The organism is Roseovarius bejariae, from assembly GCF_009669325.1.
GTDB lineage: Bacteria > Pseudomonadota > Alphaproteobacteria > Rhodobacterales > Rhodobacteraceae > Roseovarius > Roseovarius bejariae.
In genome coordinates this window covers 350,463-365,941 of sequence record NZ_SZWE01000002.1, presented here as the reverse complement: position 1 = coordinate 365,941, position 15,479 = coordinate 350,463, and the positions used below count along the sequence as shown (strand labels likewise).

At 61.7% G+C, this 15,479-nt stretch carries 14 protein-coding genes; 8 read left to right on the top strand and 6 right to left on the bottom strand.

Annotated features, from left to right (window positions below; genetic code table 11):
• Positions 1-190 precede the first annotated feature (190 nt).
• The 3 genes from FDP25_RS15810 to FDP25_RS15800 form a co-directional block, all read right to left on the bottom strand.
• Positions 191-2,545 carry a TRAP transporter large permease gene (locus FDP25_RS15810; RefSeq protein WP_154154501.1) on the bottom strand — a complete coding sequence of 785 codons (2,355 nt, stop codon included), beginning with the start codon at positions 2,543-2,545 and terminating at the stop codon, positions 191-193.
• A 14-nt stretch (positions 2,546-2,559) separates the two neighbouring features.
• A complete protein-coding gene (locus tag FDP25_RS15805) occupies positions 2,560-3,450 on the bottom strand; it encodes a TRAP transporter small permease subunit (RefSeq protein ID WP_154154498.1) in 891 nt (296 codons plus the stop codon).
• A gap of 116 nt (positions 3,451-3,566) precedes the next feature.
• Positions 3,567-4,649, bottom strand: coding sequence for a TRAP transporter substrate-binding protein (locus tag FDP25_RS15800; RefSeq protein ID WP_154154494.1), 1,083 nt, complete (start codon positions 4,647-4,649; stop codon positions 3,567-3,569).
• A gap of 162 nt (positions 4,650-4,811) precedes the next feature.
• On the opposite strand from FDP25_RS15800, the gene FDP25_RS15795 reads away from it, so the two are divergent.
• From FDP25_RS15795 to ilvN, 5 genes are all read left to right on the top strand, one after another.
• Complete coding sequence (locus FDP25_RS15795; RefSeq protein ID WP_343032088.1) at positions 4,812-6,140, top strand: SulP family inorganic anion transporter; 1,329 nt, start codon at positions 4,812-4,814, stop codon at positions 6,138-6,140.
• Between the two features lie 49 nt (positions 6,141-6,189).
• On the top strand, positions 6,190-7,614 hold the full coding sequence (locus FDP25_RS15790; RefSeq protein WP_154154491.1) for a cache domain-containing protein: 1,425 nt from the start codon (positions 6,190-6,192) through the stop codon (positions 7,612-7,614).
• The gene (locus tag FDP25_RS15785; RefSeq protein ID WP_154154488.1) at positions 7,611-8,255 is read left to right on the top strand and encodes a response regulator transcription factor; all 645 of its coding nucleotides are present in this window, start codon (positions 7,611-7,613) and stop codon (positions 8,253-8,255) included. The genes FDP25_RS15790 and FDP25_RS15785 overlap by 4 nt, the downstream gene beginning before the upstream one ends.
• Positions 8,256-8,646: 391 nt before the next feature.
• Positions 8,647-10,404, top strand: a complete 1,758-nt coding sequence (locus FDP25_RS15780) for an acetolactate synthase 3 large subunit (protein WP_154154485.1) — start codon at positions 8,647-8,649, stop codon at positions 10,402-10,404.
• An 89-nt stretch (positions 10,405-10,493) separates the two neighbouring features.
• Positions 10,494-11,054, top strand: coding sequence for an acetolactate synthase small subunit (gene ilvN, locus FDP25_RS15775; protein WP_154154482.1), 561 nt, complete (start codon positions 10,494-10,496; stop codon positions 11,052-11,054).
• Between the two features lie 21 nt (positions 11,055-11,075).
• On the opposite strand, the gene FDP25_RS15770 is transcribed toward ilvN, so the two are convergent.
• Complete coding sequence (locus FDP25_RS15770; protein WP_154154479.1) at positions 11,076-11,441, bottom strand: hypothetical protein; 366 nt, start codon at positions 11,439-11,441, stop codon at positions 11,076-11,078.
• A gap of 216 nt (positions 11,442-11,657) precedes the next feature.
• Here FDP25_RS15770 and FDP25_RS15765 point away from each other — a divergent pair, with 216 nt between their 5' ends.
• From FDP25_RS15765 to FDP25_RS15755, 3 genes are all read left to right on the top strand, one after another.
• Complete coding sequence (locus FDP25_RS15765) at positions 11,658-12,497, top strand: helix-turn-helix domain-containing protein (protein ID WP_246175947.1); 840 nt, start codon at positions 11,658-11,660, stop codon at positions 12,495-12,497.
• A gap of 96 nt (positions 12,498-12,593) precedes the next feature.
• Complete coding sequence (locus FDP25_RS15760; protein WP_154154473.1) at positions 12,594-13,754, top strand: aromatic ring-hydroxylating oxygenase subunit alpha; 1,161 nt, start codon at positions 12,594-12,596, stop codon at positions 13,752-13,754.
• Positions 13,751-13,963 (top strand): hypothetical protein, encoded by a 213-nt coding sequence (locus FDP25_RS15755; protein ID WP_154154470.1) that lies wholly within the window; start codon positions 13,751-13,753, stop codon positions 13,961-13,963. The genes FDP25_RS15760 and FDP25_RS15755 overlap by 4 nt, the downstream gene beginning before the upstream one ends.
• A gap of 17 nt (positions 13,964-13,980) precedes the next feature.
• Here FDP25_RS15755 and FDP25_RS15750 read toward each other — a convergent pair whose 3' ends face one another.
• A complete protein-coding gene (locus FDP25_RS15750) occupies positions 13,981-14,607 on the bottom strand; it encodes a class I SAM-dependent methyltransferase (RefSeq protein ID WP_154154467.1) in 627 nt (208 codons plus the stop codon).
• A gap of 68 nt (positions 14,608-14,675) precedes the next feature.
• Entirely contained in the window at positions 14,676-15,470 is a 795-nt protein-coding gene (locus FDP25_RS15745; RefSeq protein ID WP_154154465.1) for a DUF2189 domain-containing protein, read from the bottom strand.
• Positions 15,471-15,479 lie beyond the last annotated feature (9 nt).

Here is a 15,479-nt window from a genome sequence, read left to right as displayed (position 1 = left end):
AGTTTCGTACGAAATTCCGACCTTTTGCCATGGACAACGTACGAGTTGTACGAAACGCCAGCCATAGCCCGTCGCGTGAAGTTCCGATCATGCCCGGGACGGGCACTTGCAGGTTTCGTCAAGGCGCCCTGAAATGGCAACGCGCGCCCCGGTCCGGGGCGCGCGCGTTTTTCCTACCCTCGACGGCCGATCAGTTCGGGATCAGCGCCGGGACGATGGTCACGATCGAGGGGAAGAACCACAGGATCGCCAGCCCCACCACCTGGATCAACACGAAGGGTGCAACACCGCGATAGATGTGGCCTGTCGTGACCTCTTTCGGCGCGACCCCCCTTAGATAGAAGAGCGCGAAACCGAAGGGCGGTGTCAGGAAGGAGGTTTGCAGGTTCACCGCGATCATGATCGTCACCCATTTCGGATCGAAGGTGCCACCATAGATCACCGGCCCGACAATCGGGATCACGATATAGATGATCTCAAGAAAATCGAGCACGAAGCCCAGCACGAAAAGCACCAGCATCACGATCAGGAAGACCGTGAACTCGTTCTCGAAGCTCTTGAGGAACTGCTGAATGTAATGTTCTCCGCCAAAGGAGATCACCACGAGGTTCAGAAGCTGCGACCCGATGAGGATGGTAAAGACCATCGAGGTCACCTTGGCGGTCTCGCGCACGACCGGGGTCAGCACCCCACCCGAGAACAGAATCCAGCAGGAGAAGAGCAACCCGAACGCCGCATAGAGGTAGGCGCCATAGGCCGCGAAGAAGGCCACCCAGGATTCGAAGGGCACCTCTTCCTGGTTGATGCGCAGGTCGAAGTTCATCCCGATCAGGATCGCCACGATCACCGCCAGCGTCGAGAAGATGATGATCTTTGGCGAACGCTCATCATCGCGCAGCTTGCGATAGGCCGCCAGCATGATCGCCCCGCCCGCACCAAGCGCGGCGGCAGGCGTCGGGTTGGTGATCCCGCCAAGGATCGAGCCAAGCACCGCCACGATCAGAACCAGCGGCGGGAAGACCACGCGGATCAACTCGTGCTCTGCCAGACGGGCCGCCGCGTGGGACGTCCCATACAGGGCCAGCGCCAGGGGAATGGCAAGCATCAGAACCGTGGCACCCGAACTGCTGGACGGCGCGATGAAGAGGATATCGACGATCAGGCCCAGAACCACACCGAGCGCCCCGATCAGAAGCGGCGCGGGCGAGGCCGAGGGCTTGATCCCACGCGCCACGGCCAACACCAACGACAAAAGCACGAAGATCGTCGCGACCCCGGTGCCGATGGGGGCCGCGGCGGCCTCTTTCTCGGCCACTTTCTCGGCAATCTGTTCAGGCGACAGGCGTTCGCTTTCGGCCAGGCCGCCGGCCGCTTCGATGGCCTGCTGTTCGGCCACGGCGGCATCCCATGCCTCTTGACCGTGCAGCTCGATCATGCTGGCCTGACATTGCTCGGAAACATTGGTCCGCAGCGAGGCGGTTTCGCCCGCGTCGGTGAAGGTGTCCACGACAAGGCCCTGTGATCCGACGATATTGACCTGCCCCAGAAGCATGACACCGGCAATCAGGCCAAGCGGCACACCGATGAACCATGTGAAGGTTTCGCCACGGGTGCGCGGTTCGCCTCCACCGCCGCCCAGTTCGACGGCAGGCGCGCGCGACGGATTGAACAGGGCATAGCCAAAGGCATAGAGCGCATAGAGCAGCGCCAGCATGATGCCGGGCAAAAGTGCCGCCTGAAACAGCGTGCCGACCGAAACGACGGCGGGTTCGCCAAGGTAGGTCAGCGCGTCGGTGCAGCCCGCCTCCTGCGCGCGGGTTTCCTGCGCGGCGGAATACAAATCACCTGCCAATGTCCCCAGCAGAACGATCACGATGGAGGGCGGAATGATCTGCCCCAGCGTACCAGAGGCCGCGATCACGCCGGTGGCGATCTCGGGGCTGTAGTTGTTGCGCAGCATGGTGGGCAGGCTAAGCAAGCCCATGGTCACCACCGTCGCGCCGACGATGCCGGTCGAGGCGGCAAGGAAGGCGCCCACGACCACCACCGACACCGCCAGACCGCCCGGCAGCGGCCCGAAGACCTTGGCCATGGTGGTCAGAAGGTCATTGGCGATTTTCGAGCGTTCCAGCGTGATCCCCATCATCACGAACATCAGCACCGCCAGCAGGGTCTCGATCGACTGGCCTGCAAGCACGCGTTCGTTGATGCGGTTGACGATGAAGCTGACGTTGCGGTCAAGCGCCACTTCCCAGCCCCGCGGGAAGACCGGTGTGCCGACCCTTGGCAACTCGGGGTTGGTGAAAACGGATATGGCCTCGGGCTTAACCCCCGTGGCCACCACCGCGCGAAACGCCTCGGAGGAGGTATCGATCGCCTGGTGGATGAGCAGCCCCGCACTATCGAGGGCCGCGATGATGGTGAAGGAAATGATCCCCGCCCCGCCGATGGCGAAGGCCACCGGAAAGCCGGAAAGAATGCCCCCGAAGAGGCAGAGGAATACGATGATCAGGCCGATCTCGACGCCGTCAAGTCCGAATAGCATGTGTCCTGCCCCTTTTAGTGTGTACCTTCAAAGGCTTCTTCGCCCTCGCCAAGGCTATCCTTGTCGAGGTATTTGTTCACGCTGCCCACGCCTTCGCGCCACTCCAGATAGGAGCGGTAGAAGAAGGCGACGGCGTGGAGGAAGACCATGCCGGCGAAGGCCACCAAAAGGATCTTGAACAGGAAATAGCCGTTAAATCCATTGGGCGAAAAGCCGATGGTCTCCACGTTCCAGCGCAGGGCGCGGGATTTCAGAAGCAAGCGGTCCAGCCCGTCCGAGGCCGAGGGTTTCGGCACGATCAGGTGGCGCCACATGAAGTACCAGCCGTACATCCACGTCAGCACCGCCATGGGCATCATGAACAAAAGCGAGCCTGCCATGTCGATAACCCGCTTGGCGCGGTGGCCCACGGCCGAATAGACAAGATCAACCCGCACGTGGCCGCCCTGCACGAAAGTGTAGGTGCAGCAGAGGGTGACGACGAGCGCATTGTAAAGCTTGAGTTCCTCGGCGTACCAGCTGATGTCGAATTCCAACGGGATACCGAAGCCGAAGACGATGTCGGGCCGGGCAAAGATGCGTTGGATGAAGATGATGATGATCTGCTGGATCACCATGATCAGGCCAGCCCATGCAAAGAACCGCCCCACCGTATTTGCAAAGCCTTCCAGCACCCGGACGACGCCCCACATGAAGCCGGTCTTCCACATGCCGAAGGCTGTGATGACCAGAAATGCGGTGAAGACCACGAAGAAAAGCTCAACCGATCCGCCATAGTAGACGAACCGCATGATTGCTTCCTTGTTTGACCAGTCGAGCCACAGGCCCGGATGGGTCAATGCGTATCCGAAGTTGTAAAAGGCAAGGCCGACATTCTGGAAAAACCAGAGGATTGCGTCCAGCATCGTTCCCCCACGCCCCTCTTGTCTGCGGGCCGATCCGGCGGCCCGGAATTGCAGTGGGCGGGCCAAGGGTATGCCCCAAGGCCCGCCGGATCAGGATTGATCAGGCATTAGGGCAGTTAGCCCAGAACGCGGTCACGCTGCGACCGGTAGGCGCCTTCCGACTTCTGGATCCACCCCGAGGAGGCCTTCATCGAGGCCATGTAGTCGTCGTGGACCTTCTTGTAGATGTCGTCGCCCATGTTTTCCTGATGGACTTCGTTCGACGCCTGACCGAAGGCATCCCAGACGCTTTCGGGGAATTCCAGCGTCTTGACGCCTGCCGATTCAAGGCGTTGCAGGGCGGCACCGTTGTTCGACAGGAACTGTGCGAGGTTCCACTGGTGCGCCTCGGCACAGGCGATCTCGACGATCTTCTGCTGTGCGGGGGTCAGGCTGTCAAAGACGTCGCGGTTCATACCGATCGACAGGCCCGCGCCCGGCTCGTGGAAGCCCGCGGTGTAGTAGAACTTGGTGATTTCCTGGAAACCGGCCTTTTCATCGGCCCAAGGGCCGATCCACTCGGTCCCGTCGATCGCGCCGGATGCCAGCGCCTGGTAGACTTCCGCGCCGGGCAGGTTTTGCACCGAGGCGCCCAGTTTGCCAAGGGCTTTGCCGCCAAGGCCGGGCATACGGAACTTCAGGCCGTTGAAATCTTCGGGGCCCTTGATTTCCTTGGCGAACCAGCCGCCCGCCTGTGCGCCGGTGTTGCCGGCAAGGAACGACTTGAGGCCGAAGATCTGGCCCAGTTCGTCGTGCAGGGCATGGCCGTTGCCGTGGTAGTACCAGTTGGCCAGTTCCTGCGCGGTCATCCCGAAGGGCACCGAGGTGAAGAAGGCATAGGCCGGGTGCTGACCCACGAAATAGTAGTCGGCGCCATGGTACATGTCGGCCTGACCGGCGGTCACGGCGTCGAAGACCTCGAAGGCGCCCACAAGCTCGCCCGCGCCCTTGACTTCGACGGTCAGCGACCCGTCGGCCATGTTGTTGATGTTGTCGGCGGCTTTTTGGGCGGCGTCGAACACGCCGGCAAGGCCACGGCCCCATGTGGTGACCATGGTCAGGGTGCGGTTGCCCTGCGCATATGCGGGCGCGGCCAGCGATGTCGCGGCCGCGGCCGAGCCACCCAGAGCGGTATTTTTAAGGAAAGAACGGCGATCCATGAACTATATCCTCCCAGATCATTTGGTTGCACGAAGGCCCTCCCGGCCCGCATGCGGATCGTTGCAAGTTCTGCGACCCTAGCGCGGCGCTTTTGGCAATGGAATACCTAGTACTGCGTAGATTTTGGGTATTTTGCCGGGGATATTCACGATCCACCCCAGATGTTGCGCACGCCGTGCGGGCAATTGCCACTTGAACCCGTGGCGCGACGGGTGTTCAACATAGCCATGACCCCCAAGCTTCTGACCACCCTGCGCGACTATTCCTTTTCGCTCCTGCGCGCCGATGTGATCGCCGGGGTGACCGTGGCCATGGTCGCCCTGCCGCTGAGCATCGCCATTGCCATCGCCTCGGGGGCGGACCCCTCGACGGGATTGACCACGGCGATTATCGGCGGCTTCCTGATTTCGGCATTCGGCGGAAGCCGGGTACAGATCGGCGGGCCCACCGGGGCCTTTATCGTCGTGGTCTACGGGGTCATCGCAGACCATGGTCACGGCGGCCTTGTCCTTGCCACGCTCATGGCCGGGGCGATCCTGTTGATCGCGGGCTACCTGCGGGCGGGTAGCCTTGTACGCCATATCCCCGAGCCGGTGATCCACGGCTTTACCATTGGTATCGCCATCATCATCGCCACCAGCCAGGTCAAGGACCTGCTGGGCCTGACCCCCGGCGAGGTGCCGGGGGAGTTTCTGGAAAAGGTGCATGTTCTTTGGGGCGCGCGCGAGACGCTGAACGGCATGGCCCTGCTGGTGGGATTGGGCAGCATGGCCCTGATCGTCGTGTTGCGCCGGGCGGCGCCCCGGTTTCCCGGGCTTATCGTGGCGGTGGGCGCGGCTTCGGCGCTTGTGGCGCTGGCGGCCTTGCCGGTGGATACGCTGGGCGCGCGCTATGGCGCCCTGCCCGCAACCCTGCCCATGCCTGCCCTGCCCGAGCTTACCCTGTCGCAGATGATCGAGCTTCTGCCCTCGGCCTGTGTCATCGCATTTCTGGCCGGGGTGGAATCGCTTCTGTCCGCCTCGGTGGCCGACCGGATGATCGGCGGCAACTACCGCCCCAACGCCGAGGTGATCGCCGGGGGCGCGGCCAATATCGGCAGCGCGGTTTTCGGCGGCCTGCCCGCCACCGGGGCCATCGCACGCACCGCGACCAACGTGCGCGCCGGGGGCAAGACGCCGGTCGCCGGGATCATCCATGCGCTGACCATCCTTCTGGTCATGCTGCTGGCCGCCCCCCTTGCGGGGTATTTCGCCATGCCCGCACTGGCCGGGCTGTTGATGCTGACCGCGTGGAACATGGCCGAGCCGCACAAGTGGCGGTCCTACCTCGCGCTGCCCAAGGCCGACCGGGGGCTTTTGCTTCTGACCCTTGTCCTGACGGTACTGGCGGACCTGACGGTGGCCATTGGCGTGGGTGTGGCCCTTGGCCTTGCCCTGCGGCTTGCGCGTCGCGACGTGCCCCCCGCCAAGTGGGAACCACCGGACCGCTGACCATTGAAACGCTGGATATTACAGCCGATTCGGCGTATCGAATCGCGTCATGCGACGGCTGCGCGACATGATCCACCTGAACTATGGGCAAAAGATCTTCCTGATCGCCACCCTGCCCTTCGTGCTGGCGGCGGTGGTCATCTCGGTGCTGGTGACATTGCAATCGCGACAACTGGCCGAGCGTGAAATTCAACAACTCGAAGAACAACTGATCGCCGCCAAGCGGGCCGAGCTGCGTAATTACCTGTCGATCGCGCGAAGCGCCATCATCAACACCTATGGCCGGGCCGCCCCCGACGATGAACTGGCCAAGACACTGGTGACACAGACCCTTTCGGCGATGCTGTATGGTCAGGACGGGTATTTTTTCGTCTATGACTACGACGGCAACAACCTTGTCAGCCCGCGTGAAACCGACCTGATCGGCACGAACTGGTCCGGCATGACAGACCCCGAAGGCGTGCCGATCACCGATGAATTGATCAAGCTGGCGCGCACCGGGGGCGGGTATCACAGTTATGACTGGCCCAAGCCCTCGACCGGCGAGGTGGCCCGCATGATCACCTACGTGATCGGCTTTCAGGATTGGCGGTGGGCCGTGGGCACCGGCGTCTTCATGGACGACGTGAAGGCCACCGTCGCCGCCTCGCGCGAAAAGGTGGAGGCGCGGATCGAACGCACCTTCCTTTATATCGGGGCGATCACGCTGGCCGCGCTGTTGCTGGTCTTTACTTCGGGGCTGTTCATCAACATCCGTGAGCGGCGGCTGGCCGATGCCAAGCTGAAAAAGCTGACCCAGCGGGTGTTCGACGCGCAGGAAGAAGAGCGCGGCCGCGTGGCCCGCGAGCTGCACGACGGGATCAGCCAGATCCTTGTCGGCGTCCGTTACGCGCTGGATGCGGCCAAGCGGCGGCTGGCCATGGGCGATGCCCGCGCCGGGGAAAACCTCGACCGCGGGATCGAACACCTGTCTGGCGCCATTCAGGAGGTCCGCCGGATCAGCCGCGATCTGCGCCCCGGGGTTCTGGATGATCTGGGCGTCGGCCCGGCCATCAAGGCGCTGGCCGAAGATTTCGGCACCCGCACCGGCATCACCGTGGAGTTCGAAACGGTGGTCTTCCGCAACCGTCTGGACGACGAGGCCAAGATCGCCATGTACCGCGTGGCGCAAGAGGCCCTGACCAATATCGAACGCCACGCCCGCGCCAGTACCGTGGTGATCGACGTGCGCGGCCACAAGAACGGTGCGACCCTGCGCATTTCCGACGATGGCTGTGGCATCGAGCACGCGCAGTCCACAACCCCCGCCGCCGGGCTGGGCCTGCGCAACATGCAAGAGCGGATCGAGCAGCTTGACGGCTCGCTGCGCATTCTTTCGACCAAATCCGGCACGGTGATTGAAGCCACCGTGCCCCTGACCCATATGCTGACCCCGCAAGACACCCCCCTTCCCGACACCAAGGCAAGCGCATGACCCCTCCGACCCGCATCGTGATCGTGGATGACCACCCGATGGTCACCGAAGGCATCCAATCCATCCTCGAAAGCTACGATGAGATCGAGGTGCTGGCCTGTCTGTCGGATGGACAGGAGATCATCGACCGGGTGGAGGACCTGGCCCCCGACGTGATCCTTCTGGACCTGAACATGCCGGGGGTCGGCGGGTTGTCGGCCACCGAAATGGTGCTGGAGAAACGCCCCGAGACACGGATCCTGATCCTGTCGATGCACGACAGCCCGGAATACATCAGTTCCGCGCTGAGCCATGGCGCCATGGGTTATGTCCTGAAAGACGTGCCGACCGACGAGATCAAACGCGCCATCGACGTGGTGATGGAAGGGCAAAGGTATCTTTGCACCGGGGCCAAGGGATCGCTCGCCCCGCTGGAACGCCCGGGCCGCGAGCAACTGACCAACCGCGAACAGACGATCCTTTTGCAACTGGCGCAGGGCAAATCCAACAAGGACGTGGCGCAGGCGCTGGATATCTCGGTGCGCACGGTGGAAACCCACCGCAAGAACATCAAGCGCAAGCTGGGCATTTCCTCGACCGCCGGCTTGACCCGCTATGCGATGGAACACGGGGTCTTGCAGGGGACGGGGGTCAGCTTGTGACGGGTGCCGATGTCATCTGACCAAAAGGCGCGGCTTGCGCCGCACAGGTTGTGTTGGAATGAGGGGCGCTGCCCCTCAAACTCCCCGGGGTATTTGCGCCAAGAAAAAGCAGCAGAAACTGGCAATGGGGCAACTCGCGCAATAAATGCAAAGATCACGCCCGCCACGCGACACTTTTTTCGCAAAAGTCGGTTGACGCCCCCTGCCCCCGCCCATAATGTCCCGCGCACGCACACCAAGGAGTCGGCCTTATGGCATCGCTAGTGGTAATCGTAGGCAAATGGCGCATGGGCCGGTAACGGACACCATATTGGTACCCCATGCGCCCCCGTAAGTTCGGGGGCTTTTTTGTGTGCAGACAATGTATTGACGTCATGAACGGAGCAAGCAGATGACACGTCAGATGACCGGAGCGAAAATGGTGGTTCAGGCTTTGAAGGATCAAGGCGTGGACGTCGTATTCGGATACCCTGGCGGGGCTGTCCTACCGATTTATGACGAGATCTTTCAGCAAAACGATATTCGGCACGTCTTGGTGCGCCACGAACAGGGCGCGGTACATGCCGCCGAAGGCTATGCCCGGTCGACCGGCAAGCCGGGTGTCGCACTGGTGACGTCCGGCCCCGGGGCCACCAATGCGGTGACGGGCCTGACCGATGCGTTGATGGACAGTATCCCGATTGTCGTGCTTTCGGGGCAGGTGCCGACCTTTATGATCGGCAACGACGCCTTCCAGGAGGCCGATACCGTGGGCATCACCCGCCCCTGCACCAAGCATAACTGGCTGGTTTCGGACACCAAGTCGCTGGCTGATACCGTGCATCAGGCGTTCCATGTGGCCACCTCGGGGCGGCCGGGGCCGGTTCTGGTGGACCTGCCCAAGGACGTGCAGTTCGCCTCGGCCGATTACACCGCCCCGCGCGAGGCCAAGACCAGCCATTACCAACCGCAGGTCAAGGGCGACCTGGAGGAGATCACCGAACTGGTCGAGGCGCTGGAAACCGCCGAACGCCCGGTGTTCTATACCGGTGGCGGGGTCATCAACTCGGGCACGGCGGCCAGCCAGCTTCTGCGCGAACTGGTCGAGTCCACGGGCATTCCCATCACCTCGACCCTGATGGGCCTTGGCGCCTACCCGGCGTCGGGCGACAAGTGGCTGGGGATGCTGGGGATGCATGGCCTTTACGAGGCCAACATGGCCATGCACGACTGCGACCTGATGATCAACATCGGCGCGCGGTTCGACGACCGGATCACCGGCCGCGTCGATGCCTTCAGCCCCGGCTCGAAGAAAGCGCATATCGATATCGATCCGTCGTCGATCAACAAGGTGATCAAGACCGACATCCCGATCATCGGCGACATCGCCCATGTGTTGGAAGACATGCTCAAGATCTGGAAATCGCGGGGCCGCAAGGTGAACCGCGAGGGCCTGCAGAAATGGTGGGCGCAGATCGAGGACTGGAAAAAGGTCAACTGCCTGGCCTTCACCCAGACCGGCAAGACGATCAAACCGCAATACGCGCTGCAACGCCTTGAGGAACTGACCAAGGGGCATGATCGCTATGTCTGTACCGAGGTGGGCCAGCACCAGATGTGGGCGGCGCAATACATGGGGTTCGAAGACCCCAACCGCTGGATGACATCGGGCGGCCTTGGCACCATGGGCTATGGCTTCCCCTCCTCGGTGGGCGTGCAGATGGCGCACCCGGAAAGCCTCGTGATCAATGTCGCGGGCGAGGCGAGCTGGCTGATGAACATGCAGGAGATGGGCACCGCGGTGCAATACCGCCTGCCCGTCAAGCAGTTCATCCTCAACAACGAGCGCCTCGGCATGGTCCGCCAGTGGCAGGAGTTGCTGCATGGCGAGCGTTATTCGTCGAGCTGGTCCGAGGCCCTGCCCGATTTCGTCAAGCTGGCCGAGGCCTTTGGCGCCAAGGGCTTCATGGTGTCGGACCCCGCCGATCTGGACGATGCGATCATGGAGATGATCAATCACGACGGGCCGGTGATCTTCGATTGCCTTGTCGAGAAGCACGAAAACTGCTTCCCGATGATCCCCTCGGGCGAGCCGCACAACAAGATGTTGCTGGGCGAGAACGCCTCGACCAAGGATGCGATCAAAGAAGGCGGCGCGGTGCTGGTCTGACCGCTTTGGAGGGCGCAGAAGATGCGCCCCCGCCCCAACCCTCGTAGAGTGCGCATTCACTGCGCACCATCCATCAAGGAAGACGAACAATGTCCGCACTAAAGATCAAAAAAGGCTCGTCCAAGCATTCGGCCTATAACCTACGGCCCAACTTCTCGGATGTGAGCGAAACCCATACCCTTGCCGTGCTGGTGGACAACGAACCCGGCGTTCTGGCGCGGGTGATCGGGCTTTTCTCGGGGCGGGGCTATAACATCGACAGCCTGACCGTGGCCGAGGTGGACCATACCGGGCGCACCAGCCGGATCACCATCGTCACCACCGGGACCCCGCAGGTGATCGAACAGATCAAGGCACAGCTGGGCCGCATCGTGCCGGTGCACGATGTGCACGACCTGACGGTCGAGGGCAAATCGGTGGAACGGGAACTGGCGCTTCTCAAGGTCGAGGGCGACGGTGACAAGCGGGTCGAGGCCCTGCGGCTGGCCGATATTTTCCGCGCCAACGTGGTGGACAGCACCCTTGGCAGTTTTGTTTTCGAGATCACAGGCACCCCCGACAAGATCGACGCTTTCGCCGATCTTATGCGCCCCTTGGGCCTGAGCGAGATTGCACGCACCGGCGTGGCCGCCCTGTCGCGCGGGATTTGACCCCGCCCCTTGGTGTCGCGCTCAGCCGTTCGAGGCCTTTGGCTTTGGCGCGGCTTGAACGGCTTGGCGGCGGGGCGCCAATGGAATGACCTTGGATTGCCCCAGCGCCGGGTCCCGTGAGAGGGTCGTGGTCAGGCGCGCGCCTTCGCGGCGCAAATCCCCCGCCAGGCTTGGATATTGATCGCTGGCGACGACCCGCGGATTGCTGGCAATGCGCATCCGCCTGCCTTCACTTACATCGAAACGCACCAGATCCCCGGGATCAAACCCCGGTTCCATGCTGGCCCCGGGTAGTTCCCCATCGTAATAGGCCAGATCCCCATGGTCCTCGCACCAGATCACAGCACGGTTCTGGCCGTGATCGCTCCACAGAACAACTCCGTACATTCAGCCCCTCATACTGTCCTAACCAAACACCGACAGTTTCCTGACACATGAGCAAAAAGTTAAGCCTTCGTTTCGCCTTGCTCCCCATTGATTTGTGTCAACTCTAAGGCGAACTGACGCCAACTAGCGTCAGATGTCTGCAAAATTGCGTCACATCGCGCTGGCGACATGCAAACTTTTCATCTATATGGTGACCAGACGGCGGCACACGCAATCATGAAGAGACGACCGATGCGGCAAAGCCACTTTACCACCCCCGTCACCCCGGTCGAGGACCCGGCCAAACTTCGTGACATGTTCGGACGCAACCTTCGGGTGCTTGTAAGTTCCTATCGTTCGGTGGCGGCAGTCTGCCGTGAAATCGGGATCAACCGAACACAGTTCAATCGCTACCTGTCCGGCGAAAGCTTTCCGCGGCCCGATATCCTGCACCGGATATGCCTGTTCTTCGGTGTCGATGCCCGTATCCTTCTGGAACCCGTCGAAGACCTTGCACCATCGGTGCGCGACCTTCTCAATCACCCCGAGCTTGAAGGGTTTTTCGGAGCTGAACCGCTGGACGTGCCCGAACAGGGTTTTCCATCCGGGTTCTACCGCTTTACCCGGCGCAGTTTCCTTGACGCGTCCCGGCTTGTCCTTGGCCTCGTGCATGTGAAGCGGCGTGACGGGTATACCTTTCTGCGGGGGTTTGAGCCGCGCGAGGCACTCCGCCTTCAGGGCCTGTCGATCGCCCCGCGCGCGCGTGAATTCCGAGGTCTCATTCTGCGCCAACAAGAAGGTGTCATGGCTCTGGCCAGCCACCGCAACACCCTGTCGTGTTCCTTCAACTTCCTGACCCGGCAATCGTCTTTCCAACCCAACATCTGGGAAGGGTATGCCGCGCGGACCATCCGTGAAAGTGTCTCGGGCAAGCGGGCGACGCGCATGGTGTATGAACATCTGGGCAAGTTCTCGGGCCAGGTGCTTGAAACCGCCCGGCGCGCTGGCCTCGTGACCCTCGACGAGGTGCCTGAATACCACCGCCACCTTCTGCGTCTGGATCAGGATTTCCGCTGAACCCTGTCGCCTTGAGGAAACCCAGGTCGCGATTTGTCGGTTTTGCAGTCCATTATTCTGCTGTGGTCCAATGATACCAACATTCAGGAGACCACAATGACGCAGACCGTCACAGACCTGTCGAACGTGCGTAACAGCGTTGAAAAGGCCAATGGCCTGCCCAACGAACACTATATCGATGAGGCCATCTTCCAGGAAGAAAAGCAGGCGCTTTTGTTCTCGCAATGGGCCGGTCTGGCCGTCGCCGCCGATGTGCCCGAGGCGGGCGATGCCGTGCCGATGGAATTCCTCGGCATGCCGCTCTTGCTGCTGCGTGATAAAGAAGGACAGGTGCGGGTGTTCCAGAACATCTGCCGCCACCGTGGCATGATCCTTGTCGAAGAGCCGCGCAAGATCGAAGGCGCCATTCGCTGCCCCTATCATTCGTGGTGCTATTCGACCAAGGGCAACCTTGTTTCCACCCCGCATGTGGGCGGCCCCGGCCACAACACCCACGAGGCGATCAAGCGCGACGATCTGGGCCTGATCGAAGTCCGCAGCCACATCTGGCGCGATGTCGTCTGGATCAATGTCTCGGGCGATGCGCCCGCGTTCGAAGACGCCATGGCCGACATCATGAAACGCTGGAGCGAATTCGAACTGCCCCTCTACCACGGCGGCCACGACAGCCGGTTTGAACTGGAAGTGCAAACCAACTGGAAACTCGCGGTCGAAAACTACTGCGAAAGCTACCACCTGCCTTGGGTGCATCCGGGGCTGAACAGCTATTCCAAGCTGGAAGATCACTACAACATCGAAAAGCCGGGCGAATATTCGGGGCAAGGCACCATGGTCTATCGCCAGCTGACCAATGAGAACGGCGAGAAATTCCCCGATTTCGAGGAAGTCGGCGCCAAGTGGAACGAACAGGCCGAATATATCGCGGTCTACCCCAATGTCCTTCTGGGCACCCACCGCGACCATGCCTTCGCCATCATCCTTGAACCCAAGGGTCCGGAAAAGACCGTGGAGCACATCCACCTCTATTACTCGGTCCCGCAAAGCGACGAGGGCCTGCGCATGCGCAACACCCAGCTTTGGAAGACCGTGTTCGAGGAAGACATCTTCGTGGTGGAAGGCATGCAGCGGGGCCGCCACGCTGCCAACTTCGACGGTGGCCGCTTCAGCCCGGCCATGGATGGCCCGACCCACAACTTCCACGATTGGGTGGCCAGCAAGGTCGAAACCCACCGTGCCAAAGCGAGGGCCGCGGAATGAAGGATCTGGATGCCCGAATGATTTCCGCCCATGAGGCGAACGATCGCATGGCGCTGATCAAGCTATATTCCGAAGCGGCCGACGGTGCGAATGATCTGGATGCGTCCTGTTTCTACCTCACACATGCCTATGTCTTCGCGCTTGAGGCCGGGGCGCCACATGCCCAAGACCTGCACGCACGGCTAAAGCAACATGGGCGCGAGGCATAACGCCTCGCGCGCCGCAATTACCCTTTCCGCGCCACCACAAACCGACGCGGAGGTGTCTTGGCCGGGTAATCGCCTGTCTCGACGATCTCGAATCCTGCCCGCCGGATCGCGGCCTCAAGCACCTCGGGGCTGAAAAACGCCACACCACCCGGGGCCTTGCCCATCAGGCGTAAAACCGGCAGCACCGGGCGCAGATACCACATCGCGCGCAGGCACGGGGTTTTCGAGATGAACAGCCCGCCGGGTTTCAGCATCCGCGCCACCTGCACAAGCGTTGCGTCCAGATCATCGACCAGATGCAGCAGGCTGAAGGCCATCACGGCGTCATGTTGCCCGGTGGCCAGTCGCGGGTCGTCTATCCCCGCCTGAAGGATTTCGATATTCTCCACATCCTGCGCCTCGGCCTTCTCGCGCCCGATCCGCACCATCTCGGCGGAGGCATCGGTGGCCAGCATCCGCGCCACCTTGGGGGCCAGTGCCAATGCCGTCGTCGCGGTGCCACAGCCAACCTCGACCACCTGATCACTGGCGTTAAGATGGCTGGCCACCCGCTCAACCGTCTGCTCATAGGCCGTTTGGTTTCCCACGGGCATCGCCGCGTACCGTTCGGCGATCTTGTCCCAGAATGCGTTATTGCTTGTCATGTGATCTTGCCTTTGCCACCCCTAGGGTCAGGATGATCAAGGATAGCACAGGACCAACTGAACGACACTCAAATCGCTGCGGCCTCTTGCACACCGGCCTCACAGATCAAGCGGTACAAATGCCATGTCGCGTGGCCCAAAAGCGGCAGCACAAGGAACAGCCCGAAAAACCATGGCAGCATGGCAACGAATGTCACCACTGCGATGAAACCCGCCCAGGCCAGCATCGGCACCGGGTTGCCCATCACCACCTGAAAGCTGGTGATCATCGCGGTCACGAAATCCACCTCACGATCCAGCAAGAGCGGCAGGGCGATCACCGTGATATTGTATAATAACAGGGCAAACCCCGCCCCAACGACGCTCCCGAAGGCCAGCATCGTCAGCCCCTCGCGCGTCAGGTACACCTCGTAGCTGCTTGAAATATTGGTCATCGTCGAAAAGCCCAGGAACAGGGCAAAGATCATATGCGCCAGGAAGAACCAGAACAGGAACAGGATGATGATCACCGCGCACAGCGAGGGCAACTGCCGCTTGCCCTGATGGCACACGACGCCGAAAATCTCGTTCCGTTCCAGCGGCAGGCCCATCTGCAACCGATGGCTCACCTCGTAGAACCCGACCGCCGCGAAAGGGCCGATCAACGGAAAGCTCACGGCGGCGAAGATTAACCAATAGGTCTGCCCGGTGACCCATGTCACATAGGCCATGATCCAGCCGATCACCACGTAAACCCCCGCAAAAACAAGGGCATATCCCGGCGCACGCTTCATGTCGGCCCAGCCCCGGCGCAGGGCCTCGGCAAGCATGGATATATTGACCGCGCCCATATCGGGCACGCCTAGCGGCTTCTCTGGCTGCATGTCTTGTCC